At 67.5% G+C, this 25,419-nt stretch carries 12 protein-coding genes and 2 pseudogenes; 5 read left to right on the top strand and 9 right to left on the bottom strand.

Annotation, left to right across the window (positions count from 1 at the left end):
- Positions 1 to 11: 11 nt before the first annotated feature.
- Positions 12 to 1,628: pseudogene (gene nrdE, locus AB4Z47_RS01030) on the top strand (class 1b ribonucleoside-diphosphate reductase subunit alpha); the annotation flags it as partial.
- Positions 1,629 to 1,841: 213 nt separating this feature from the next.
- On the opposite strand, the gene AB4Z47_RS01025 reads toward nrdE, so the two are convergent.
- Entirely contained in the window at positions 1,842 to 2,243 is a 402-nt protein-coding gene (locus AB4Z47_RS01025) for a MerR family transcriptional regulator (RefSeq protein ID WP_441947238.1), read from the bottom strand.
- A gap of 86 nt (positions 2,244 to 2,329) precedes the next feature.
- On the opposite strand from AB4Z47_RS01025, the gene AB4Z47_RS01020 reads away from it, so the two are divergent.
- Both AB4Z47_RS01020 and AB4Z47_RS01015 read left to right on the top strand, forming a co-directional pair.
- Positions 2,330 to 2,932 carry an NAD(P)H-dependent oxidoreductase gene (locus AB4Z47_RS01020; protein ID WP_441947237.1) on the top strand — a complete coding sequence of 201 codons (603 nt, stop codon included), beginning with the start codon at positions 2,330 to 2,332 and terminating at the stop codon, positions 2,930 to 2,932.
- Positions 2,933 to 2,938: 6 nt separating this feature from the next.
- A pseudogene (locus AB4Z47_RS01015) lies at positions 2,939 to 3,001 on the top strand (ribonucleoside-diphosphate reductase); the annotation flags it as partial.
- Between the two features lie 163 nt (positions 3,002 to 3,164).
- Here the strand turns inward: AB4Z47_RS01015 and AB4Z47_RS01010 are convergent.
- The gene (locus tag AB4Z47_RS01010; protein WP_441947236.1) at positions 3,165 to 3,530 is read right to left on the bottom strand and encodes a hypothetical protein; all 366 of its coding nucleotides are present in this window, start codon (positions 3,528 to 3,530) and stop codon (positions 3,165 to 3,167) included.
- Entirely contained in the window at positions 3,530 to 4,324 is a 795-nt protein-coding gene (locus AB4Z47_RS01005; RefSeq protein ID WP_441947235.1) for a transposase, read from the bottom strand. Before AB4Z47_RS01005 ends, AB4Z47_RS01010 begins: the two co-directional genes overlap by 1 nt.
- 510 nt (positions 4,325 to 4,834) lie before the next feature.
- On the opposite strand from AB4Z47_RS01005, the gene mgtE reads away from it, so the two are divergent.
- On the top strand, positions 4,835 to 6,199 hold the full coding sequence (mgtE, locus tag AB4Z47_RS01000) for a magnesium transporter (RefSeq protein ID WP_441947234.1): 1,365 nt from the start codon (positions 4,835 to 4,837) through the stop codon (positions 6,197 to 6,199).
- A 77-nt stretch (positions 6,200 to 6,276) separates the two neighbouring features.
- On the opposite strand, the gene nrdF is transcribed toward mgtE, so the two are convergent.
- Positions 6,277 to 7,239, bottom strand: a complete 963-nt coding sequence (gene nrdF, locus AB4Z47_RS00995; RefSeq protein ID WP_441947233.1) for a class 1b ribonucleoside-diphosphate reductase subunit beta — start codon at positions 7,237 to 7,239, stop codon at positions 6,277 to 6,279.
- Between the two features lie 631 nt (positions 7,240 to 7,870).
- On the opposite strand from nrdF, the gene AB4Z47_RS00990 reads away from it, so the two are divergent.
- Complete coding sequence (locus AB4Z47_RS00990; protein ID WP_441947232.1) at positions 7,871 to 8,269, top strand: DUF7144 family membrane protein; 399 nt, start codon at positions 7,871 to 7,873, stop codon at positions 8,267 to 8,269.
- A gap of 58 nt (positions 8,270 to 8,327) precedes the next feature.
- On the opposite strand, the gene AB4Z47_RS00985 is transcribed toward AB4Z47_RS00990, so the two are convergent.
- The 5 genes from AB4Z47_RS00985 to AB4Z47_RS00965 form a co-directional block, all read right to left on the bottom strand.
- On the bottom strand, positions 8,328 to 9,215 hold the full coding sequence (locus tag AB4Z47_RS00985; protein WP_441947334.1) for a dioxygenase family protein: 888 nt from the start codon (positions 9,213 to 9,215) through the stop codon (positions 8,328 to 8,330).
- Between the two features lie 167 nt (positions 9,216 to 9,382).
- On the bottom strand, positions 9,383 to 10,201 hold the full coding sequence (locus AB4Z47_RS00980) for an ABC transporter permease (protein WP_441947231.1): 819 nt from the start codon (positions 10,199 to 10,201) through the stop codon (positions 9,383 to 9,385).
- The gene (locus AB4Z47_RS00975) at positions 10,201 to 11,019 is read right to left on the bottom strand and encodes an ABC transporter permease (protein ID WP_441947230.1); all 819 of its coding nucleotides are present in this window, start codon (positions 11,017 to 11,019) and stop codon (positions 10,201 to 10,203) included. The genes AB4Z47_RS00980 and AB4Z47_RS00975 overlap by 1 nt, the downstream gene beginning before the upstream one ends.
- Positions 11,016 to 12,002 carry an ATP-binding cassette domain-containing protein gene (locus AB4Z47_RS00970; RefSeq protein WP_441947229.1) on the bottom strand — a complete coding sequence of 329 codons (987 nt, stop codon included), beginning with the start codon at positions 12,000 to 12,002 and terminating at the stop codon, positions 11,016 to 11,018. The genes AB4Z47_RS00975 and AB4Z47_RS00970 overlap by 4 nt, the downstream gene beginning before the upstream one ends.
- Positions 11,999 to 25,291 carry an amino acid adenylation domain-containing protein gene (locus tag AB4Z47_RS00965; protein WP_441947228.1) on the bottom strand — a complete coding sequence of 4,431 codons (13,293 nt, stop codon included), beginning with the start codon at positions 25,289 to 25,291 and terminating at the stop codon, positions 11,999 to 12,001. Before AB4Z47_RS00965 ends, AB4Z47_RS00970 begins: the two co-directional genes overlap by 4 nt.
- Positions 25,292 to 25,419: the final 128 nt, after the last annotated feature.

Here is a 25,419-nt window from a genome sequence, read left to right as displayed (position 1 = left end):
CGGTGGTGCACAATTGCTTCCTCCTGCGTATCGAGGACAACATGGAGTCCATCGGCCGCTCGATCAACTCCGCGCTGCAGCTGTCCAAGCGCGGCGGCGGTGTCGCGTTGCTGCTGAGCAACATTCGCGAGCACGGCGCGCCGATCAAGAAGATCGAGAACCAGAGCTCGGGCGTCATCCCGATCATGAAGCTGCTGGAGGACTCGTTCTCCTACGCCAACCAACTCGGCGCGCGGCAGGGTGCCGGCGCGGTGTACCTGCACGCACACCATCCGGACATCTACCGGTTTCTGGACACCAAGCGGGAGAACGCGGACGAGAAGATCCGCATCAAGACCCTCTCGCTGGGCGTGGTGGTACCGGACATCACGTTCGAGCTGGCGAAGAAGAACGAGGACATGTACCTGTTCTCGCCCTATGACGTGGAGCGGATCTACGGCAAGCCGTTCGCCGACATCGACGTCACCGAGAAGTACTACGAGATGGTCGACGACAAGCGCATCCGCAAGTCGAAGATCAAGGCGCGCGAGTTCTTCCAGACCATCGCCGAGCTGCAGTTCGAATCCGGCTACCCGTACATCATGTTCGAGGACACGGTGAATCGGTCCAACCCGATCGCGGGCAAGATCACGCACTCGAACCTGTGCTCGGAAATCCTCCAGGTGTCCACACCGTCGGAGTTCAACGACGACCTGTCCTATGCGAAGGTGGGCAAGGACATCTCGTGCAACCTCGGCTCGCTGAACATCGCCAAGACGATGGACTCACCCGATTTCGCGCAGACCATCGAGGTGGCCATCCGGGCGTTGACCGCGGTGTCGGACCAGACCCACATCTACTCGGTGCCGTCGATCGAGCAGGGCAACAACTCCTCGCACGCTATCGGCCTCGGGCAGATGAACCTGCACGGCTACCTGGCGCGGGAGCGGGTGCGCTACGGCTCCGAAGAAGGCATCGACTTCACCGACATCTACTTCTACACCGTTGTCTACCATGCGGTCCGGGCCTCGAACCTGATCGCGAAGGAGCGCGGCACCTATTTCGGCGGGTTCCCCGAATCGAAGTACGCCAGTGGTGAGTACTTCGACAAGTACACCGAACAGGTGTGGGAGCCGAAGACCGAACGGGTCCGTCAGCTCTTCGCCGACGCGGGTGTGCACATCCCGACTCAGGACGACTGGCGTGCGCTGAAGGCCTCGGTCATGGAGCACGGCATCTACAACCAGAACCTGCAGGCGGTGCCGCCGACCGGCTCGATCTCCTACATCAACCACTCCACCAGCTCCATCCACCCGGTGGCGTCGAAGATCGAGATCCGCAAGGAAGGCAAGATCGGCCGCGTCTACTACCCGGCGCCCTACATGGACAACGACAACCTCGAGTACTACGAGGACGCCTACGACATCGGTTACGAGAAGATCATCGACACCTACGCCGCGGCCACCAAGCACGTGGACCAGGGCCTGTCGCTGACGCTGTTCTTCAAAGACACCGCTACCACCCGCGACCTGAACCGCGCCCAGATCTACGCCTGGCGCAAGGGCATCAAGACCCTCTACTACATCCGCCTGCGCCAAATGGCTTTGGAGGGAACAGAAGTCGAGGGCTGCGTGTCCTGCATGCTGTAATTTCGGCCGCGGCGTGTTCGCGACCCCTGATGGCTCGTGGCCGAGCGATCGAGACTTGCGCTTTCGGCGTATCGCTTCGATCGCTCGGCTGCGAGACGTAGACGACGTGGCCGTACCAGGTGCACACGGTGAATGCCTCCAGCCGGCAGGTAGTCGGGCCTCGGCCGGAGGTGTCGAGGCCGGTGTCTACCAGCCAGCTCCGCAGGCGGGAGCTCAGCACTGTGAGACCTCGGAGCCTGCGCTGCGGGCAGGAGGACCGCCGGCCTCGATATTCGAGCGGAGCTCGCGCAGATTGGCCTTCTCGGCGACGAGTCGCTCGATGGCGGTGTCCAATCGGCGTGTGCGCTCGTCGAGTTGCTCCAACACGGCATCGCGTTCGTCCTCGGATGCACTCGATGGGGCGGTGCACGCAATGTGCAGCATCGTGTAGGACTCGGTCAGCGACAGTCCTGATGCCAGCAAGCAGCGAATATCCTCTACTGTCTTGACATCCTCGGGGCTGTAATGTCGATAGCCGTTGGGATCTCGCTGAGGCGAGAGGACACCGGCGGCCTCGTAATGACGGAGCATCCGAGGGCTCGCGCCGGTGATACGACTCAGATCGCTGATCCGCACCCGGCAACCTCCTTGACATTGACGTTAGTGTCATACTTTAGCTTGGCCGTATGACGAACGAAGACGGTCGACCGAACGTCGTATTGGTGGTTGCGCACCCGGATCACGACTCCACTACCTGGGCCATTGCCAGAGCAGTCGAACAAGGCATTCAGGCGGATGGAAACACCACTGCCACAACACACGATCTGACAACATCGGGATTCGATCCGGTCTTCGGCGAGCAGGATCTGGCGGTGCACCGTCTACGCAACGGTGTTCCCGCCGATGTCAGGCGTGAGCAGGAGTTGCTTGACTCGGCTGCGGAAATCGCCGTTCTGTTCCCGGTGTACTGGTGGTCGATGCCGGCCTTGGCCAAAGGATGGATAGACCGCGTATTCGCCAGAGGCTGGGCCTACGACACCAGCTCGGAGAGCGGTCGGAGTGCAGTAAAAGCTTTGCATTTCATCGCAGTTGCCGGTCTCGATGAAGGTACCTACGACCGGCGCCGATACAAGGAGGCGATGACGACCCAGATGGTGCACGGCATTGCCGGATACTGTGGGATAGCCGAGTCATCCATAGCGTTCCTCTACGGCACCGAGACCGACGACTCCCAAGCTCACAAGCAGTTGATCGACCAGGCATACCGGATCGGTGCCGATTTGGCCCAGCGCGCGCAATCGGCTGTCGATCAGGAAGCTGCGTAGCGGGCCCGCCTGCGCCAAATGGCTTTGGAGGGAACAGAAGTCGAGGGCTGCGTGTCCTGCATGCTGTAGTTTCGGCCGCGCGTGTTCCGGATAATGTGCAAATACCTTCGCCCTGCGTCGATCGAACGGGTGGTCGATTGCGCATTACGGTGCCGCCAAAGCCGGTATTACTTCGCGTTCGAAGAGTTCGATACTCGAGGAATTGTCAATACCTGTGGATTAGGTGTGGGCGTTATGGTGCTTCGGATTCCTTCCGGTTGGCGTTATCGAGCTGCTGGCGTAGGCGTCTGACTTCGTCGATGAGTCGTGGGACGGCTTGGCGTGCGTGGGCGATGAACAGAGCGTTGTCGTCCCAGCGTTCGTCGGCGGTGTCGACGTATCGAGGCTGCTGGATGAGGGTTGCTGCCACGATTTGGTGGTGGTCGAAGGTGGGCCACCGTTCGCCGAGGCCGGTGTCGGGGACGGTGCTCACGGCGACCAGGTTCATGGCGTGTTCGTCGTCGAGGAGTCGGACGAACCACGGTCCCGGTGTTGCGGCGCGGGCGAGTGCATCCAATTGGTCGAGTTCGGTATCGGTGAGCGGTTCGGGGAGCGTCATCAGGCCGCCAGCTCCTCGCGCTCGACCAGCAGTCCGCGTTCGAAGCGTGCGCCAGCGCGCACGAGCGCGACCAGGTGGGCGCCGTTGACCGCGCGCCAGCGGAGCAGATCGGCCCAGGACTCGATGGACTCGCGGTAGCCGTCGCTGATGGCGATGAGTTCCTTGCGTCCGTCGGCGCGCACTCCGATCATCACCAGCAGGCACAGCTTGTCCTGTTCCAAGCGGACCTTCACGTGAATCCCGTCGACCCAGCAGTACACGTAGTCGACATTCGAAAGGTCCCGCTGGGCAAAGGCTTTCGCTTCGTCCTGCCACTGCGCGGTCAGCCGGGTGATCGACGCCGGTGACAAACCGGCCCCCGAGCCGAGGAACTGGGTCAGCGCCGGAGCGAAATCGCCGGTGGACAGCCCGTGCAGATACAGCAGCGGCAGCACCTCGGTCATCGTCGGTGACCGCCGGCACCAGGCCGGCAGGATCGCTGAGGAAAACCGTCGCCGCACACCGGTTTCCGGGTCCACCCGCTTGTCGTTGACCCGAGGCGCGCGGACCTCGATCGCGCCCGCACTGGTAGCCACGCTGCGCTCGTTGTGGTAGCCGTTGCGGACCACCAGCCGGTGACCGTTCTCGTCGAGCTGGTCGGTGAACTGGGCGATGTAGGCGGCGACCTCGGCCTCGAGCGCTGCGGCCAGCATCCGCCGCGCGCCCTCACGCACGATCTCGTCGATCGGCGAGCGACCCGCCGCGGACACGCCGTCCTGGTTGGAGCCGCAGCCCCCGTCGATTACCTTGAGCATCGGGACGTACCTTCCTGCCGGCGTTGGCGCGCCGGACTGATCGAATCCTTTGACCGATAGTCATCCTGGAAGGTACCTCCTTCCCAGTCATCCACAGGATTCGAGCATTCCTCGAGTTCGATGCCGGAAGTGTCGTAGGCGGCTTTCGGGAAGTTGAGGATGGCGTAGCCGAGGCCGAGGTTGCGCACCTTGCTGAGGTTGTCGACGATCTGCTCGGGGGTGCCGACGGCGGCGGTGCCGCGGTACAGGTCGTCGATGTGGGTTGCGGTAACTGGCCGCGGTACACATCTGGCCCAAGTGGAAGCGATGTATTCTGCAAGGGACGCGGCTGTCCTGAGTCCGCGGCAACGACGAGAAGGAGGTGGGGTTGCGATGCGCAGCGAACCTCCCAGTCGAACGCCGCGCGGCGCCGCCCCTTCTCATTTCTAGATAGTCGCGACGGCAGGGGTCGGCGCCCGCGGTGTGAATTTCGCCTTCTCCATTCACTCACGCACGTGCTGAGGTCCTCCCATGTCGCAGACCGATATCATCGAAGTACGCCCGACGCTGTCCGAATCCCTGCAGGACATCGTCGAAAGCCGCCGTGTGGACGCCGCACTCGACTGGCTCGACAACCATCCGCCGCACGTCATCGCCGACCAGCTCGCCCGCATGGACGCGGTGCGGGCCGGGATGGCGTTCCGGCTGCTCGACAAAGACCTGGCGCTGGCCGTGTTCGAGGAACTCGAGCCGGTGGACCAGCAGCAGATCTTGCAGAGCCTGCGCGACCAGAGCTTCCGCGACCTGGTCGAGGGCATGGCACCCGACGACCGGGCCCGCATGTTGCGCGAAGCACCCGCCAAGGTTGCCAAGAAGGCGCTGGCCGGGCTCAGCCCGCGCGAGCGGCGGATGACCGCGAGCCTGCTCGGCTACCCGGAGGGCTCCGCCGGGCAGTACATGACGCCCGAGGTGGTGGCGCTGCCGCGCGATCTGACCGTCGCCGAGGCGCTCGGCATGGTGCGGGCTGAGGGCGGCAACGCCGAGACGGTGTACACACTGCCCGTCGTCGACTCGGGCAGGCGCCTGACCGGCATCGTCGAGCTGCGCGAGCTGGTGCTCAGCGAGCCGGACACGATGGTGTCGGAACTGGTCGTCACCGAACCGGCCTTCGCGCGCGCCACCGGCTCCGCGGAGAAGGCCGCTCGGTTGATGCGTGAGACCAACGACATCAACCTGCCGGTCGTCGACAGCGAGGACCGGCTGGTCGGACTGCTCACCATCGACGACGCGGTCGAGGTGATCGAGGCCGCCGACAGCGAGGACGTGGCCCGACAGGCGGGTTCCGCGCCGTGGGAGGGCCACTACATGGCGGCCGGGGTGTTCCAGCTGGCCCGCTATCGCGCGCTGTGGCTGCTGCTGTTGCTGTTCGCGGCGACCCTCACAGTGAGCGTGACCGACTTCTTCGAGGGCACCCTGCAGCAGGCCGCGCACCTCGCGTTGTTCATCCCGCTGTTGATCGGGGCGGGCGGCAACGCGGGCGCGCAGGCTGCCACCGCCTGCGTACGCGCGCTGGCCGTCGGCGAGGTCAAGGTGTCGGACCTGTTCAAGGTGATCTGGCGGGAATGTCGGGTCGGGCTGGTGCTCGGGTCGCTGCTGGCCGCCGCGGGGCTGGTGATCGGCGCCCTGTTCGTCGGCCCGCGCATTGCCCTGGTCGTCGGTATCACGCTGGTCCTGATCTGTGGCTGGGCCGCCACCATCGGCGGCACCATGCCGCTGCTGGCGAAGAAGCTGCGGATCGATCCCGCGGTCGTCTCCGCGCCGATGGTCACCACTCTGGTGGACGCCACCGGCCTGATCATCTACTTCACCACAGCCAAGCTCGTCCTCGGGATCTGACCGAATCCTCCTGCGCTGCAGACAGATCCGGCCCGGCCCTCAGGGCCGAGCCGGATGTGGTCGATGCTGCGAAAGGATCAGAACTCCCAGTCCTCGTCTTCGGTGTTCACGGCCTTGCCGATCACGTAGCTCGAGCCCGAGCCGGAGAAGAAGTCGTGGTTCTCGTCGGCGTTCGGGGACAGCGCCGAGAGGATGGCCGGGTTCACCTCGGTTTCGTCCTTCGGGAACAGGCCCTCGTAACCGAGGTTCATCAGCGCCTTGTTGGCGTTGTAGCGCAGGAACTTCTTGACGTCCTCGGTGAGGCCTACCTCGTCGTAGAGGTCCTGGGTGTATTCGACCTCGTTGTCGTAGAGCTCGAACAGCAGCTCGAAGGTGTAGTTCTTCAGCTTTTCGCGCTCGGCCTGGGAGACCAGCTCCAGGCCCTTCTGGTACTTGTAGCCGATGTAATAGCCATGCACCGCTTCGTCTCGGATGATCAGCCTGATCATGTCGGCGGTATTGGTGAGCTTCGCCCGCGACGACCAGTGCATCGGCAGGTAGAAGCCCGAATAGAACAGGAAGCTCTCCAGCAACGTCGAGGCGACCTTGCGCTCGAGCGGATCGTCGCCGTTGTAGTACCCCAGCACGATCTCGGCCTTGCGCTGCAGGTTGCGGTTCTCCTCCGACCAGCGGAACGCCTCGTCGATCTCGCGACTAGAGCACAGCGTGGAGAAGATCGAGCTGTAGCTCTTGGCGTGCACCGACTCCATGAACGCGATGTTGGTGAGCACCGCCTCCTCATGCGGGGTGAGCGCGTCCGGGATCAGGCTCACCGCGCCGACCGTGCCTTGAATGGTGTCCAGCAGGGTGAGGCCGGTGAAGACCCGCATGGTCAGTTGCTTCTCATCGGCGGTCAGGGTGTTCCACGAGGGAATGTCGTTGGAGACCGGGACCTTTTCCGGCAGCCAGAAGTTGCCCGTCAGCCGGTCCCAGACCTCGGCATCCTTTTCGTCGGGCACCCGATTCCAGTTGATGGCCGACACCCGATCGATCAGTTTCATCCTGCCTCCACGCCTTTCCCGAGCATGCTTCTGTTGGGGAACGCCTACCGTTGGAACACTACTCCTTGTGTCTGACGAGTCCGCACAGCACAACACCTTGTGTCGCCGAGCTCCAAAGTAGACCCGCAAACCGCCGATCAACGCACTCCCAACCCCGTCGGGTGCGAGTCTTACGAGCGCCGCGAACACGCAGTGCCGTAGGCGCTGCAAATCAAACACAGCCCCCTATTGTGCGGCACGCCGAGCATGGCGACCGCATCGGTTCCGACAGCTCATATCGATCGCTAAAAGTTTGCCTATCGGCGATCGCTGGCCTGACTCAACACGCCGCCGACACTCGGCACAGGTGCGGATGCTCCGCTCGCATCGGCCGCGAGACTGTTGCCGGACGCGACGATTCGCAGATCAGCCCCCACCATGCCGGAAACCGGCAGTGCCGGAAGTCACCTTCGGACTCGACCGACACCCGCGACCGGCCGCCGCGTCCCGACAGACCCTGGCTCCGTGCCTCGCCGACGTGGCGCCGGGCGGGCGCCCCGGTGACCCGCCCCGCCACTTGCACTGATTCGACCAGGTGAGCGGCTACGTTGGGCCGACAGCTGTACCACGCGTTACGGAAGGAGTGTGTGCCATGACCAGTCCCGGCCCGATCAGCACCCGTCCGGTGCTCAGCGATATGACGATCTTCGCGGGCGTGCTCATTCTCGTCGCCGGTGTCCTGCACCTGTTGACGGCCATCGCGGCGATCGCGGGGCGTGACATCTTCGTGGTGACCGAGGACCAGGTATTCCTGGTCGATGTCACCGCGTGGGGATGGGTCCACCTGGTGATCTCTGTGCTGTTTGTCGGTGCGGGCGTCGGCATCGTGACCGGGAAGACCTGGAGCTACCTCGCGGGCATCGTGATGGCGGCGATCAGCATTCTGGACAACTTCTTGTTCGCGCCGATCTATCCGTTCTGGGCACTGGTGATGATCGCCATCGACGTGCTGGTGATCTGGGCGCTGGCCCGGCAGCTCGCAATCGAATAGTCGAGCGTCCGAACGAGTTTCGGCCCCGACTCCGTCGAGGACGGGCAGGGCCGAATTTCTACCTGGGCGGCGGACCGCCGGGTGCGCCACCGCCGGGCCCGCCGGGCGGTCGGCTGCCGGGCTGCGGACCTGAACCGTTGCCCGACTGGGTGTTCTGCGATTTCTCGGCGACGCCTACGGTGAGCGAGACCGTCATCCCCGTGGCGGGTGCGCCCGCTACCGAGGCCAACTCCGCGTCCCAGCCGTCGCCGAACACACTGTCCGAGGCCAGCGTGACCTGCGACAGGTTGGAGACGCTGCGCGAGTACCCGGAGTCGTAGGCGAACACCGTGGTGCATGCTTCCTGCGGAAGCGCGATCTGCGAGGTCAGGCGCACGTTCTGGCCCGCGACCGCGGTCTCCAGCGAGTCGTAGATCTCGAAGTGGATGTGCGGCCACCAGCCGGAGTAGCAGGCCGGGAAAATCGAGGTGAAGGTAACTTTGCCGTCGGCATCGGCCACCTGCACGCCGCGCAAGTAGTTCTGCTCGGTGACAGTGCTGCTGTAGAGCGAGTAGTTGCCGTCCCGGTCGCAGTGCCACACATACACCGCCATCCCGGCGCCCGCGGCGCCGCTCCTGGCCAGGTCGCGCAGCGTCAGCTCGAGCTTCATCGGAACGCCCCGCGCCACACCGGAGTACGACCCGAAGGAAGTGGTGATGTCGCTGCGCACCACGCCGGACTCGACGAGCACGTTGGGTCCGTTCGACCCGTCACCCGGATACGGTCCCGCGGTCTCCTGTGGCGCGGCGGCCGTGTCGCCGGTCGTCGTTCCCGTCGCTGTGCCGGTTCCGGTCGTCGTTGCCGTCGTGCCGGTCGAGCCCGACGCGCACCCGGCCGCCACCGCCGCCGCGCCGGCCGTCGCGCCGAGGAAGAACAGGGCACGGCGACGGGACACCATCACCTGCATATCGTGCGCGAGCCCGAGATCGTGCTCATGCACCTCGCCGTTACCCCGTCGTGCGCCCACTGTCTGTCCTTCCGTCCGTCGGCCACTGCCACCGCTGACAGTAGGAACGCGTGCTCGCGGTTGGCTGGGCTTTCGCTGGGACTCCGCTGTGAGCCGGAAGTGGCTGTTCACTGCCTGCTGGCGCGGCGATACCCGACGGTCGCCGGAATGGCGAAGAGAATGATGGCGCCGAGGGACCATGCGAAGGTGAGGGTCAGGAGATGGGCCACGGGTCCGCCCTGGGCGAGGGCGCGCATGGTGTCCACGGCGACCGACATCGGTTGGTTGCGCACCACCGGCTGGATCGAGTGCGGGTAGGAAATCAGCGGGACGAAGCCGGTGCTGAAGAACATCATCAGGGAGGTGAGGATCGTGATCCCTTCCACCAGCGTCGCTTTCGCTGTGAAGACGGCGATCGCGGTGACGATCGTGGCGAAGGCCAAACCGAAAAGGATCGGGATGAACAGGAAGACGATCGTGGCCATGACGCCCTGGTGGAAGCGGAACCCGAGCAAGAAGCCGACCAGGACCACGGCGAGGGTGCCTGCGAAGATCCGGCAGCCCTCGGCGAGGATTCGAGAGGCAAGGCCGGAGGCGCGGTGCACCGGCAGGACCCAGAAGCGGGCGAGCAGACCCGCGTCGCGCTCCCGGCCGAGCAGGATGCCGCCGGCGACCGCACCGGATAGCGCGCCGACGATGGTGACCATCGGCACCGAGCCGAAGAGCGCGCTTTCGCCGGTGAACTTCTCGATCTGGTTACCGACCACGGTATTCAGCATGATCAACAGCAGGCACGGGATGATCAGCGTCTCCAGCAAAGTGACCGGATTGCGGGCCCAGCGCAGCAGCAGACGCTGCGTCTGGATCAGCGTGTGCAGCACCAGTGCCGACATCGACACCTCCGAGCCGGTGTGGGTTTCCTCCGTGCGATCGGCAACCAGTGCCATCACGCCCTCCTCGAGTTCAACCGGATGGACAGCGGGATGCAGAGAACCAGAGTGCCGATCGCCCAGGCCACCGGCGGGCCCATCAGCGTCCAGGTCACCTGCCCCGCGTTCGGCATAGTGTCACCGGCGAGCGCGCGCAACGCGGTGACGTACTGCGAGACCGGCTGGTTGCGCACGAACGGCTGCACCCAGTCCGGAAACTGGCGCGCCGGAGCGAGTCCTGTCGAGAGCATGCCCAAGATCAACGGCGGTAACACCAATGCCTGCGTGGTCGCCTCCGGGCTGCGCGACGCCATCCCGATCACGTCCCCGCCCAAGGTCAGTACGATCCCGATGAGCAAGGAGAACAGCAGGAAGCCGATCGTGTGCACGGTGTCGAGGTAGAAGCGGAAGCCGATGACGTACCCACAGATCACCGCGGTGGTGAGCGCGATGACCACACGGAAGACATTGCCGGACATCCGTGCGGCGACCGGGACGAGCGGGCCGACCGGCATGGAGCCGAACCGCCGGTTGAGCCCGGCGACCGAATCGGTGGCGGCGCGGAAGGCCGCCGAAATGGCTGTGAACGAGGCGGCCTGCATAATCAAGATCGGCATCATGAATTGCGCGTAGCTGCTGAACCCGGTGCCCGCGAACGTCATCACGGTCTTCAGCGGAATGTAGAAGCTGGCGGTGAACGCCACCGGCGCCAGCACCGAGGCGAGCACCTCGCCGGTCTGCACTGACGGCACGATCAGCCGCGTGGTGAGCACCCACCACTGCTGCGTGCGCATCGGCGCGGCGCGGGTCTGGGCGAGCCAGGTCGCGGCCGTCACGACACGACCTCCGGCACCTCGATGGCCTCCACCGTCGACAGATGCCCGGTCAGCTGGAGGAACACGTCATCGAGCGAGGGTCTGCGCAGCGCGATGTCGACCAGTTCGACTCCGGAGCTGTCGAGTCGCCGCAGCGCTTCGGCAAGGGTTTTGGCGCCATCCGGCGCCGGGATGGCGATCCGATCGGCATCGGCGGTCAGCGCGGCCCGATTCTCCTGCGGCAGCAGCGAACCCAGCGCAGCCGCGATGGCGGGCAGATCCTTCAGATCCAGCGGCACCACCTCGCAGTAACTTCCGCCGGTCCGCGACTTCAGCTCGTCGGCGGTGCCATGCGCGATCACCACACCGTGGTCGATGACGATGATCCGGTCGCTGAGCGCGTCGGCCTCCTCCAGGTACTGGCTGGTGAGCAGCGTGGTGATGCCTGCCTTCTTGAAGTCGGACACCAGATCCCAGACCCCCTGCCTGCTGCGTGGATCCAGCCCGGTGGTGGGTTCGTCCAGGAACACCACGTCCGGGCGGACGACGAGGCCACACGCGATGTCGATGCGCCTGCGCATGCCGCCGGAGTAGGTACCGACCCGGCGGCCCGCCGCACCTTCGAGATCGAACTCGCCGATCAGTTCGTCGGCGCGGGCGCGGGCGGCCCGCTTGCGCAGGCCCATCAGCCTGCCGAACATCACGAGGTTCTCATAACCGCTGAGCATGTCGTCCAGCGCCGCGTATTGGCCGGTCAGCATAATGATGCGGCGCACCGCCGCCGGGTCGGCGACCACGTCGTGCCCGGCGACCAGCGCGCGACCGCGATCCGGCGCGATCAGCGTGGACAGGATGTTCACCATCGTCGTTTTGCCTGCGCCGTTCGGTCCGAGGATGCCGAGCACCTCGCCCGGTTCCGCCGCGAAATCGACGCCGCGCAATGCCTTGACGGCTCCGAACGATTTCTCGATTCCTTCGACGACGACTCCGTGATCAAAGCTCATCCTCGGCCTCCCATATGTTCGTCGAGCACGCGCGCGATGATCGGCAGCACCTGCGGCGCCGTCAGCTCGTCGTGGGTGACATCGATGTCGTGGTTGATGATCTCGCCGGTCACATACGGCCGCCAGCCGCCGGGACCGAAAATGTCGGAGGTGTCGACGGTTGCGCTGAAGTACACGATGTCGCCGTCGAACACCGGGCGTCGATAGCCGGTTCTGGTCCGGGCCGACGCGTTGAACGACCCGGCCATCCGCTCCAGGGTGGTCGCGTCGATCAGCGATACGCCGCCGAGCCGTTCGCGGATCAGATCGGCCGCCTCCTGGGCCGTCGCCTCGGCGGGCACGTCGTGGATGCCGAAGACCGAGCCGAACGCGTTGACGAAGCCGCCCGGAGTGAGCCGTTCGATGCTGTCGCCGTCGATGTCGGTCGTGTCGGCGTCCAACAGCGCGACGACGCCGACGGTGGCGCCGTCCGCTTTCAGCTTGGTCGCCATCGCGTGGGCGATGAGTCCGCCGAACGACCAGCCGAGTAGGTGGTAAGGCCCCTCGGGTTGCAGGGCGCGGATCTCGTGCACGTAGCGGTCGGCGAAATCCTCGATCGAGCGCGCGGGTTCGTGGCCGCTGAGGTCCGGCGCCTGCAAACCGTAGATCGGCCTGCCCGGCGCCAGCACATCCGCGAATCCCAGATAGGTCCATGACATTCCGGCCGACGGGTGGACGCAGAACAGTGCGGGCTCGGTGCCGCCGAGCCGGATCGGGAGCACAATGTCCAGTCCTAGCCCGCCAGGCACGGGCGTTACCGGGGTCGTGGCCGCGGCCTCCTCGGCGGCGGCGGTGCGCGCCGCCGCGGTCTGCGCGAAATGGGCTGCCGCGCCGAGCGTTTCGACCCACAGGTCGGCCAGCTCGGCCACCTCGTCCTGCGCGAGCAGGGTCGAGGGGAAGCCGAAGCTCGCGCGCAGCCGGTCGCCGATCGCCACGGCGTTCACGTCGATCGCCGACTGCAAGGGCACGTCGGCATGCTCGGCGGCATGCAGATCGCCGAGTTCATCGGTCGGCAGCCAGCCGAGACCCTCCAGTCCGGCCGGGATGTCGCCGGTCGAGTACCTGCCGAGGTAGTTGAAGCCGATGCGGCCGGGCAGCGGCGCCGGAAGATGTTGTGCCGTTTCCTGATTCAGATAGCGGAGCAGGCCGAACCCGATGCCCTTGTCCGGCACGGCGAGCAGCTGGTGCTTGACCGCGCGGATCGCCGCGCCCATCGCGGGTCCGCCGGCGAGCGCGTCATCGACGTCGATGTTCGCCAGGTCGAGCCGCACCGGGTAGATGCTGGTGAACCAGCCGATGGTGCGGGACAGCTCGGCGCCGGGGACCACCACCTCCTCCTGCCTGCCATGGCCTTCCAGTCGCACCAGCGCCGTCGATTCGGCGCTGTCGCGCCAGCGCACCAGCGCGAGCGCCAGGGTCGCCAGCAACGTGTCGTTGACGCCGCCCTGGAAGAGGCCGGGCAGTGTGGTGAGCACCGCTGCGGTGACCTCCGCGGACACCTCCCGCTCCACCATGCGCAGCGTGTCTGTACGGTCGACCGCGGGATCGAGCTCACGGCCGCCGATCAGCGGATCAGGTCCGGCGAGCACGTCCTGCCAGTACGCCAGCTCGGACACCCTGCGGTCGGAGCGCGCCTCCTCGGCCAATGCGTGCGACCAGCGCCGCATGGAGGTTCCGGTCTCGGCGAGAACCGGGAGGTTGCCGACCGACACCTGCGCCCACGCGGCGAGCAGATCCGGCACCAGGATGCGCCAGGACACGCCGTCGATCACCAGGTGGTGAGCCACCACGAGCAACCGTCCCGCCCCGGTCCGCGTACCCGCGTCACCCACCGGGTCGAGCCAAATGAATTGCAGCACGGTGCCGTTCGCCGGGTCGAGCCGGTTCGCCGCGGCGTCCAGTTCGGTCGCCGCGAATTCGCGCAGCTCGATCGGGTCGGCCAGATCGAATTCGACGCGGTGCACGAGCGCGTCCACGTCGACCGAGCCGGGCGGGCCGACCAGCAGGTGCGCGCCGTCGTCGGCGTCGGTGACCAGCCGCGCCCGCAACATGTCGTGCCGATCCACCGCGGCGGTGAGGACCGCGACGATCTGAGACCGTTCGATCCCGACCGGCAGTTCCAGCACCGCGGTCTGGGTGAAGCGGTCGTGGTTGCCACCGCGCTCCAGCATGTAGTGCGCGATCGGCGGGAGCGGTAGCTCGCCGACGCCGCCGCCGGGCAGTTCATCGAGTGTCACCGCCGTCTCCGCGGCGTCGGCGGCCGCCGCGAGCGCCGCCACCGTGCGATGCTCGAACACCTGCAGCGGCGTACAGGTGATGCCCTGCTGCTTCGCCCGAGACACCAGCTGGATCGCCAGGATGCTGTCGCCGCCGAGCCCGAAGAACGAATCGTCGGTGCCCACCTTCTCCAGGCCGAGCAGCTCGCCGAAGATCTCGGCAAGCACCTGTTCGGTCAGCGTCTCCGGCGCACGGTACTCGGTGCGGTCCGCGGTGAATTCCGGTGTGGGCAGCGCCTTCCGGTCGAGCTTGCCGACCGCGGTGAGCGGGATCTCGTCCAACACGACGAACGCGGAGGGCACCATATAGCCGGGCATGATGTCCGCGGCAAACGCGCGCACCCGCGCGACGTCGAGGTCGACACCGGGCGTGGGGACCAGGTAGGCGGCCAGTGCGGTCGCCCCGGTGGGGCCGGGCACACCGAGCGTGATCGCGAAGTCCACGCCCTCGGCGCGGCCGAGCACCGCATCGATCTCGCCGAGTTCGATGCGCTGGCCGCGCACCTTGACCTGGAAGTCGGTGCGGCCCAGGTACTCCAGTTCCAGCCCCGACCCGGCGCGGATCCACCGCACCAGATCGCCGGTGCGGTATATCCGTTCGCCTGCCGCGCCGAACGGGTTGGCGTGGAAGCGTGTGGCGGTGAGGCTCGGCCGCGCGTGGTAGCCGCGGGCGAGCGCGGGACCGGCGAGATACAGCTCGCCCGCCACCCCAACCGGGACCGCGTGCAGCCGGTCGTCGAGCACAAGGGCGGCCGCGCCGTGCACCGGCGTGCCGATGGAGACCGGCGTGCCGACCGACAGCACGGAGCCGGTCGCCAAGATGGTGAACTCGGTCGGGCCGTACAGGTTGACCATGGTTCGGTCCGCGGCCCAGCGTTCGACCAACTCGGCGCCGACTGCCTCCCCGGCCACCGAGAGCACCCGCACGTTCGTCACCTCGGCGGGATCGAGGGTGGCCAGCGCCGAGGGGGTGATCACCAGGTGCGTCACCTGTTCGGCATCGATCAGCTCGGCGAGCGCGCTGCCGCCGACCACCTCCGGCGGCGACACCACCGACGCGCCGCCGGAACCGAACGCCATGATCGCCTCGAACAGCGACGCGTCGAAGCTCGGGGATGCCACCTGCAGCACCCGGGAGTGCTCGTCCAAGCCGAGAGAAGCGTGCTGCGCCGCGACCATGTCGGTGATGCCGCGGTGGGAGACCGAGACACCCTTGGGGGTTCCGGTGGAGCCCGAGGTGTAGATCATCCATGCCGGATTGTCCAGTCGGATAGGTCCGAGCAGTTCGCTTTCGCGCGGCGCACGGCTGCTCGCGGCACCCCAGCGTTCGACAAGGGCCAGGTCGTCGAGCACCAGCCACTCCGTGCCGTCGGGCAGCATCGGCCGGAATTCGGCGAGGGTGAGGCCGACCATGGCGCCGGAATCGGTGAGCATGTGGTCGATGCGCTCGACCGGGTGCTTCGGGTCGACCGGAAGGAACGCCGCGCCGGCTTTCGCAGCGGCCCACATGCCGGTGAGCAGCTCCGCTGAGCGCGGAAGACCGAGTGCCACCACGGTTTCCGGGCCGGCGCCTGCGTCGATCAGCACCCGCGCCAGGCGATTGGCGTGTGCGTCGATCTCCCGGTAGGTGGTGGTGTTGCCGCCGACCACGAGCGCCGGGCGATCCGGATACCGCCGGGCGGTCTCGGCGAGCAGCTGCGGAAGTGTTGTCGTCCCTGCGGTTTCGGGACCGCGCACCGGAATCAGCGTCGCGCGTTCGGCGTCGTCGAGGATGTCGATGTCGGCGATGCGCACCTCGGGCTGCGCGAGGACTTCCGCGAGTACCCGCCGCCACCGGAGCGCGAACGAGGACACCGACGCCTCGTCGAACAGGTCGGTCGCATAGGTCAGCACGGCGTCCATCCCCGACGGCCCCGCCTCGGTAACATGCTCCCGCAGCTCGAGGGTCAGATCGAATTGCGAAGCATTGCGGTCGAAGTCTTCCACCTCGAAACGCAATCCGGGCAGCTCCAGCACCGGTTCGACGAAGTTCTGCAGGCTCAGCGTCACCTGGAACAGCGGATGGTGCGCCGTCGAGCGGCTGGGGTCGAGCACCTGAACCAGCCGCTCGAACGGGACGTCGGCGTTGGCGAAGGCGTCCAGATCCGCGGAACGGACGGTGTCCAGGAACGCCGCGAATCCCAGACCGGTCTCGACCGGGGTGCGCAGCGCCAAGGTGTTGACGAACATGCCGACGAGCTCGTCCAGCGCCTCCTCGCCGCGGCCCGCGACCGGCGTACCGATCAACACGTCGTCGGTGCCGCCGAGCCGGGCGAGCAGCACCGCCAGCGCGGCGTGCACGACCATGAACGGGCTGACGTTCCGTGCGGCGGCGAATTCCACCAGCGCGCTGTGTGTTTCGGCGTCGACGGTGAAGGGGAAGTCCGCGCTGTGCATGGTCTGCACCGCCGGGCGCGGGCGGTCGGTGGGAAGTTCGATCACATCGGGCACACCCGCAAGGGTCTCTCGCCAGAATCGAATCTGGTGTGCCGCAGTGGATTCCGGGTCCGCCTCGTCGCCGAGCACCTCCCGGTGCCAGAGCGCGAAGTCGGCGTACTGCACCGCGAGCGGGGCGCGCGTGTCGGGCGCACCGGTCGTGCGTTCCGAATACGCGGCGACCAGGTCGGCGGCCAGCGGCGCCATCGACGCGCCGTCTGCGCTGATGTGATGCACCACCAGCACGACGACGTGCACCGGCGTCGGCTGGGGTGCATGGTCCACCGAGTAACCGGAGGAGACCGGCGCGATCCCCGCGGCGGGGCCGGACGAGACGGGTGCGGTTCCGGTAGAGGGAGCCGACGACACCGGCCCGGCACCGGTGAGCGCCTCCGCCGCGCTGTGGACCCGGTACAGGCCCACTCGTAGCGGCGGTTGGGTGGTGATGTCGAACCCGTTGCCGGCCAGTGCGGTGATCCGCTCGCGCAGCGCGGCGCCGTCCTCGGTGTCGAGTACTGGCATGGCAGGCGCGGCCACATCGACGCCGACCACCACTTGCCGCGGGCCCTCCGCGTCGGCGGGATACAGGGTGCGCAGGCTCTCGTGCCGGTCGACCACGTCGGCGAGCGCGGCGCGCATGGCGTCGACGTCCAACTCGCCGGTGAGCCGCAAAGCGACTGCGATGTTGTAGGCGGGCGAGGACGGATCCATGCGGTTGAGCACCCACATGCGCTGCTGGGCAGGGGACAGCGGAACGCGGTCCGGCCGGATCCGCGGCGCGAGCGCGAACCGGCCGGGCGCGTCGCCGGTGGCGGGAATCACCCGGGCGGACAGCTGGGCGACGGTCGGTGCGTCGAACAGATCGCGCAGCGCGATCCGCGACCCGAGCCCGGCGTTCACCCGCGCGACCACCTTGGTCGCGCTCAACGAGTTGCCGCCCAGCTCGAAGAACGACTGGTCGACGCTGACCCGCTCGCTGCCGAGCACCTCGCCGAACACGGCGGCCACCGCCTCCTCGACCGGCGTGCGCGGCGCGAGATAGGGCCGGCTCGTATCCGAGAAGTCCGGTATCGGAAGGGCTTTGCGGTCCAGCTTGCCGACCGGGGTGAGCGGAATCGACTCGAGCACGACGAGGTAGCCGGGCACCATGTAGCCGGGCAGCTCGGCGGCAGTCTGCGCACGCAGCCGCTCGACATCCAGCTGAACACCCTCGGCGGGCAGCACATAGGACACCAGCACGGTGCTCCCGGCCGGGCCCGCGCGCCCGATGGTCACCGCGTACTCGACCTCGTCGTCCCGCGACAGCACCGCGTCGATCTCGCCGAGCTCGATGCGCAGCCCGCGGATCTTGACCTGGAAGTCGCTGCGGCCCAGGTACTCCAGCTCGAGATCGCCGTCACGGCCGATCACCCAGCGCACCATGTCACCTGTGCGATACATTCGCCCGCCGGGTTCGCCGAACGCGTCGGCGACGAAGCGGCTCGCCGTCATCTCGAATCGGTTGAAGTAGCCGCGGGCGAGCGCGGGACCCGCCAGGTACAGCTCACCGGCCACGCCCACCGGCACCGAGCGCAGCCAGGTGTCGAGCACCATGATGGCCGCGCCGCGGATCGGACCGCCGATCGTGATCGGCTCGCCCGCGACGAGCTCGCCAGGGCCGGTCGCCCAGATGCTGAACTCGGTGGGGCCGTACAGGTTCACCATGCGCCTGCCCGTCGACCACCGCTCGATCAGCTCCGGCGTGGCGGCCTCACCCGCGACCGACAGCACGCGCAGATGGTCGAGTTCGGTGGGATCCATGGTGGTCAGCGCCGAGGGCGTGATCACCGCATGCGTGACCCGTTCGGTGCGCAGCAGGCGTTCGAGTTCCGCGCCACCGTAGACGTCCGGCGGCGACACGACCAGCCTGCCGCCCGCGCCGTGCGCGGTCAGCAACTCGAAGACCGACGCGTCGAAGCTGGGCGAGGCGACCTGCAGTGCGCTGGCAGTGTGGTCGAGACCGAGCGTTTCCCGTTGCGCGGTCACGAGGTTCGCGACACCGCGGTGGCTGAGCAGTACGGCCTTCGGCTTGCCGGTGGAGCCGGAGGTGTAGATCAGGTAGGCGGTCTGGTCGACGTCGATGGGCCCGCCACGCTCCTCGTCGGTGATCGGCGCATCGGAGACGGTCATCGCCCGGCGCATCGTATTGAGGTCGTCGAGTAGCAGCCAGTCGACGGTGCCAGGCAGCGTCTCGCCGGTCGCGGTCACCGTCACGCCGATCGGAGCCTTCGAGTCGGTGAGCATGTGCTCGATCCGCTCCACCGGGTAGTTCGGGTCGAGGGGAGCGAACGCGGCGCCGGTCTTGGCCAGCGCCCACACCGCGACCACCGATTCCAGTGACCTGGTGAGCGCGAGCACGACGAACACCTCGCGCCCGACACCGCGGCGCAGCAGCACCCGCGCGAAGCGGTTGGACCACGCGTCGAGTTCTGCGTAGGACATGGTCAGCTCACCCGCGGTGACCGCGATGGCATCACTGTCGATCCGTGCGCCCTCGGTGAGGATCTCCGGCAGCGTGCGCAGCGGCACCGACTGCGGGCCGCGGACCGGAAGCAGCGCGGCGCGCTCGGCGTCGTCGCAGTATTGCAGCTGGGAGACCAGCGCGCGGGGATTGTCGGCGAGCTGGGTCAGCAGCCGGACGAAGCGATCCAGCAGCGGCCGTGCCGCCTCGGGCGGGAGCTGGTCGGTCAGATATTTCACCGTGATCTGCAGCGTGTCCTGGCCGTCGGGGTCGTGCAGTGGAATCACCATGAGGTTCAACGGATACGGCGCCGCGTCGGTCACCGCGACGTCCAGCACCCGCATGCCCGCGATGTCCAGCGCCTGCGACAGCGCTTCGCGATCGATCGGATAGGACTCGAAAACGGTCAGAGTGTCGAACAATTCGGCGAGACCGACCGCCTGGTGGATCGCGGCGAGGCCGACGTGCTGGTGGTCCATCAGCCGCGCCTGCTCGGCCTGCAGGCGCGCGAGCAGGTCGACCACCTTCTCCGCCGGGTCGAGCCGGACCCGCACCGGCAGCGTGTTGATGAACAGGCCGATCATCTCCTCGACCCCCGCAAGCTCCGGCGGCCTGCCGGAGACGGTGCCGCCGAACACCACGTCGGTGCGGCCGGTGAGCATCGCGAGCAGCATTGCCCAAGCGGCCTGCACCAGGGTGTTCACCGTGGCTCCTGCTTCGCGGGCGGTGGTTTCCAGCCGAGCCACCGTCGCACGGGTCAGGTCGGTGGAGACCATGCCGGTTTCGGTCGATTCGATGCCGGCGAGAGTGGGCACCGCACGGGTCGGCGTGTCCACGCCGGCCAGCGAACTGGTCCACGCCGCCAGTGATTCCGCGTCGTCCCCGGACTGCAGCCAGGTCAGGAACTCGCGGTAGGAGTGCGCGGGCGGCAGCGTGGACGCATCGCTTTCGGTGACGTAGAGGGTGAGCAGTTCACGCACAAGCAGCGGGGCCGACCAGCCGTCCAGTACCAGGTGGTGGTTGGTCAGCACGAATTGGTAGGCCTCGGGTCCGGTCCGGATGAGCGTGCAGCGCAGCAGCGGTGGGCGGGTGAGCTCGAACCGGGTGCGCGCGTCGACGGCGATCAGTCGCTGTAGTTCGCGACCGCGCTCGTCGTCGGCGATCCCGGTGAGGTCCACGTCCTGCCATTGGATCTCGGCGTCGGCGAGGACGAGCTGACGCGGACCGTGCTCGGTCTCCACGAAGGCGACGCGCAGGTTCTCGTGTCGTGCCACCAAAGTCTTTGCGGCGCGATGCAATCGGGCCGAATCGACCGCGCCCGCCAAGGTGAGTATGGATTGGACGGTGTAGTTGTCGGCGGTGTCGGAGTCGTAGAGCGCGTGGAAGAGCAGGCCGTACTGCAGCGGCGAGAGCGGCCAGACGTCGGTGAGGTTGGGGTAGTCGCGTTCCCAGGTGTCGACCTGCTCCTGGGTGACCGCCACCAGATCGAAGTCCGAGGGAGTCCGTCCGCCAGAAGCCGCGGACTCTGTGTGCGCGGCGATCGCGCCGAGGGCCTGTGTCCAGAGCGCGGCGAGTTCGGCGAGGTCGGCCTCGTCGAGGAGACGGGAGGCGTAGGCCCAGGTCACGTCGAGGCCGGAGTCGGTGCGGACGGCGGTGATGTCCACCACGGCGGCCAACGGCGCGCGGTCGTCCTGGGTCGCCACGAAACGTCGCTGCAGCCAGGGGACAGTGTCGCTGCCGGTGGTCGCGCGACCGAGATAGTTGAAGCCGATCTGCGGAGTCGGCGCGTCCGCGAGCGCCGCCGAGCCTTCGGGGTCGAGGTAGCGCAGCATCCCGAACCCGATGCCCTTGTCCGGCAGGGCGCGCAGCTGTTCCTTGGTGGCCTTGATCGCGGCGCCCGCCGCGGCGCCGCCCGCGAACGCGTCGGCGAGATCTATGCCGGCCAGGTCGACGGCGGCGGGATAGACGCTGGTGAACCAGCCGACCGTGCGGGCGACGTCGGCGCCCGGCAGGATGGTCTCCGAGCGCCCGTGGCCCTCGAGGGTGAACAGTGTCGACGTTCGCCCGCGCCAGCGGGCCACCGCCATCGCGAGCCCGGCGAGCAGTACGTCGTCGGCACCGCAGTGGAATCGGTCCGGTGCGGTGGTGAGTACGGTGTCCGCGATCTTCGGCGCGATGACGGTCGTCAGGTGCGCCACGGTGGCCACCACGTCGACATCGGGGTCCATCCGCGCCGAGCCGAGGGCGGGGTCCGGTGTGGCGAGTACCCGTTGCCACAGTGGCAGTTCCGCGACGCGACCGGCCACGTGCGACCGCTGGCCGTGCGCCCAGCGCCGGAACGAGGTGCCGACCGGTGCGAGCGCGCCGCCCCGCGCTGCGGTGGACAGATCCGGCAGCAGGATGCGCCAGGAGACGCCGTCGGTCACAAGATGGTGCAGCACCAGCCACAACAGCGGATCGCCATCCGCGCGCTCGATCAGGACGAAGCGCGCGACCACGCCCGACTCGGGGTCGAGCAGGTCGGCGGCGCGCTGCAACTCGCGTTCACAGGTCTGTTCGGTATCCGCGCCCACGGTGACGACCTCCAGCAGGCCGTCGGCATCCACCGTGCCCGGCTCGCCGACCATCCAGCTCCAGCCATCGCCGGTGCGCCGCAGTGCGGAGCGCAGGACGTCGTGCTGGTCGAGCAGCGCCTGAATCGCCGCGACCAGCCGGCCGCGCTCGGTCCGCCCGGGCAGCCCGATCAGCACCGCCTGGGCGAACCGTCGCCAGGTGTCGCCCTGCTCCAGCATGGCGTGCACGATCGGGGTGAGTTCCACCTCACCCACCCCGCCGCCGGGTAGCTCGTGCACGACCTTGGTCGGCACGTCGGTGGCGACCGCGGCCAGCGCGGCGACGGTCTTGCGCTCGAACACGTCCCGCGCGCTGAACCCGATCCCGGCCGCCTTCGCCCGCGACACCAGTTGGATGGAGACGATGCTGTCACCGCCGAGCGCGAAGAAGCTCTCGTCGACGCCCACCGACTCCAGCCCGAGCACTTCCGCGAACAGCGCGGCCAGTGCCTCCTCGCGCGGCGTGGACGGCGGCCTGCTCACGATCGTGCGCGTGCGGAAATTCGGTGCGGGCAGGGCTTTGCGGTCCACTTTGCCGAGCGGCGTCAGCGGAACACTGTCCAGCACCATCACCGCGGACGGGACCATGTACGCTGGAAGCGATTCTTCCACAGCCGCTTTCAACGCTTCGGGATGGACTTCGGCCCCCGGCTTCGGCACGACATAGGACACCAGTGCGGTGGTACCGGAACCGGTTTCGACGCCGAGCGTGAGTGCGAAATCGATGTCGGGCTGTCGCTGCAGCGCGGCGTCGATCTCGCCCAGCTCGATGCGGAAGCCGCGCACCTTCACCTGGAAGTCGCTGCGGCCCTGATACTCCAGCTCCGCACGGCCGTCGCACTCGACCCAGCGCACCAGATCGCCGGTGCGGTACATGCGCTCACCCGTGGCGTACGGGTTGGCGACGAACCGATCGGCGGTGAGCCCGTTGCGCCGGTGGTAGCCGCGGGCAACGCCGGGACCAGCGAGGTAGAGCTCGCCGGTGGTGCCAGGGGGCAGCGGACGCAGCCACGGATCCAGGACGATGGCCGACACACCGCGCGCGACGCCGCCGATGGTGACCGGTGCATCGGGTGTCAGCGGCGCGCTCAAGGTCACGGTCACGGTGGTTTCGGTCGGACCGTAACCGTTCAACAGGGTGCGATCGGACCACTTGGCGACCAGTTCCGGCGGGCAGGCGTCGCCGCCGACGATCACGGTGCGCAGGTCGGGCAGAGTGGCCGGTTCCAGCGACCCGACGACGGCCGGGGTGACATTGAGGTGGGTCACGCCGTGGGCGCGCAGCACCTGCGCCAGCTCCTCGCCCGCGTACGCCGAGGGTGGAACGACAGCCAGGGTCGCGCCTGCCGCGAGCGTGACGAGGATTTCCTCGACCGAAATGTCGAAACTGGGCGAAACGGCGTGGGCGACAACGGAATCGGCATTCACGCCGAATCCGGCGCTGGACCCGGCGACCAAATTGGCCAGCCCGCGGTGCGCGACGAGAACGCCCTTGGGCAGCCCGGTCGAGCCGGAGGTGTAGATGATGTACGCGACCTGGTCGGGGTGCACCGCGGTCCACCGCTCCGCATCGGTGATCGCCGCCGCATCCTGTTCGGCCACCGCGCGCTCGGTGGTCTCGTCGTCGAGGATCAGCCAGTTCACCCGGTCCGGCAAGAACTTTCGCGCGGCCGCGACCGTAACACCCGCAACGACCCCGCTGTCGCCGACCATGTGCTCGATCCGGTCGGCCGGATAGGTCGGGTCGATCGGCACGAACGCCGCGCCGGTCTTGGCCACAGCGAGCATTGCGAGTACCGATCGGACCGAACGCGGAATCGAGATCGCCACGGTGCGCTCGGGTCCGGCGCCGGCCGCGATCAGCACTCGGGCCAGGCGATTGGTGTAGTCGTCGACCTTCCGATAGGTGAGTGCGGTCGCGCCGTCGACGAGTGCGATCGCCTGTGGATCGCGCGCAGCGCCGTCGGCCAGGATGCCGGGCAATGTCCGCGGTGCGACGCCCTCGGGCCCACGGGCGGGCGCATAGTCGGCGCGTTCGCCGTCGGAGAGTACCGGCACCGTCGCGACCGGCGCGTCCGGTCCGGCGGAGAGGAATCGGTGCAGGAATGACAGGAAACGCCGATGCTGCGCCGCCAGTTCGGCGTCGGTGTAGAGATTGCCGTTGGCTTGGAAGTCGATGTGTGTGCTCTCGCCGCCGACACCCGGATACAGGTTGACGAACAGGTCTTCGATCAACCCGGAGGTCAGCACGTGCAGCCGTCCGGTGACCGTGCCGAGCTGGATTCTGGTGTCGACCATCATCAGATTGACCGAGGGGCCGAACGACGCGGACTCGTCCATCGGCCAGCCGAGGTCGCGGACGATATCCTCCTGGCGGTACCGCTGCCGTCGCAGCGCCCCGGTCAGCTCGCCTTGGGCGGCCCGGATCACATCGCCGACCGTCGTGGTCGGCGCCAAGCGCAGCCGCAGCGGGACGACGTTGGCGATCATGCCGCCGGAACGCCGCAGCGTCGCGGTGGTCCGCGCGGAAACCGGAAGACTCAGCACCACCTCCGGCGCGCCGGTCATCGCGGAAAGGTATGCGCCGAAGGCGGCGACCACGGTCGGCGCGACGCCTGAGGACACCTCCCTCGCCACGCCGTCCAACAGCTCGGCGGTGTCGGCGGGCAGCGCCCCCGCGACCCGACTCGGGTGTGCGTCCACGGCCGCGGTGCGGCCCGCGAGGCTCACCGGGTCGGCCATCCCGTCGAGGTGCTCGAGCCAGAACTCCCGGTCGGCGACGAACCGGCCCGAGCTGCGGTAGGCCAGGTCGGCGTCGACGATCTTGCGCAAATCCTCCGCTTTCGCCTGCGGTGGTTGTCTGCCCTCGACGGCGGCGTTGTAGAGCTCTCCGGTGCGCTGCACCACGGTCAGTGCGCCCATGCCGTCGAGCACGATGTGGTGGATGCGCGAGTACCAGAACCAGTGGTCCGCGCCGATCCGCAGCATCGCGACCCGCACCAGCCGATCGTGGGTCAGATCCAGCGGCGCCTCGTACTCCGCGCGCATCCACGCGTGGGCGGCGGCCTCCGGGTCGGGTTCGGCGCGGAAGTCGATGATGTCCAGGCTGTCGTCGAGGGTGGTGTCGACGAACTGGAATGGATGCCCGTCGAGCTCGATCAGGCGCAGGTATCCGGTGCCGAACTCGCGCCCTGCCTGGCGCGCCGAGCGCGCGAGCAGATCCAGGTCGATCGGTCCGATCAGTTCGACGTACTGGGCGATCGAGATGGGGGTGTCGCCCGCGATGTGCTGAGCGAACCAGATGCCGCGCTGGGCCGCCGACAGGGCGAAGGCACCGTGCGGAAGAACTGTGTCGGTTTCGGTTATCGAAAGGGAAGGCTGTTGCATGAGGTGTCCTACATTCCGACCGCTCCAGCTACCCGGGGTAATGACCGCCCGTAGCCACCGCGGTAGTGGTAGTACCTGCCGCCGCACAGCATGCGACAAGTTAATTCTGAACCGGTGTGGTCTGCGCC

It is taken from the genome of Nocardia sp. 2TAF39 (assembly GCF_052114905.1).
Classification (GTDB): Bacteria; Actinomycetota; Actinomycetes; order Mycobacteriales; family Mycobacteriaceae; genus Nocardia.
This window is presented reverse-complemented; position numbering and strand designations above follow the sequence as displayed.

Coding starts and splice junctions, on each gene's coding strand:
- AB4Z47_RS01010 (WP_441947236.1), bottom strand. CDS start 3,530: ATGACGCTCCCCGAACCGCTCACCGATACCGAACTCGACCAATTGGAT.
- AB4Z47_RS01005 (WP_441947235.1), bottom strand. CDS start 4,324: ATGCTCAAGGTAATCGACGGGGGCTGCGGCTCCAACCAGGACGGCGTG.
- mgtE (WP_441947234.1), top strand. CDS start 4,835: ATGTCGCAGACCGATATCATCGAAGTACGCCCGACGCTGTCCGAATCC.
- nrdF (WP_441947233.1), bottom strand. CDS start 7,239: ATGAAACTGATCGATCGGGTGTCGGCCATCAACTGGAATCGGGTGCCC.
- AB4Z47_RS00990 (WP_441947232.1), top strand. CDS start 7,871: ATGACCAGTCCCGGCCCGATCAGCACCCGTCCGGTGCTCAGCGATATG.
- AB4Z47_RS00985 (WP_441947334.1), bottom strand. CDS start 9,215: ATGCAGGTGATGGTGTCCCGTCGCCGTGCCCTGTTCTTCCTCGGCGCG.
- AB4Z47_RS00980 (WP_441947231.1), bottom strand. CDS start 10,201: ATGGCACTGGTTGCCGATCGCACGGAGGAAACCCACACCGGCTCGGAG.
- AB4Z47_RS00970 (WP_441947229.1), bottom strand. CDS start 12,002: ATGAGCTTTGATCACGGAGTCGTCGTCGAAGGAATCGAGAAATCGTTC.
- AB4Z47_RS00965 (WP_441947228.1), bottom strand. CDS start 25,291: ATGCAACAGCCTTCCCTTTCGATAACCGAAACCGACACAGTTCTTCCG.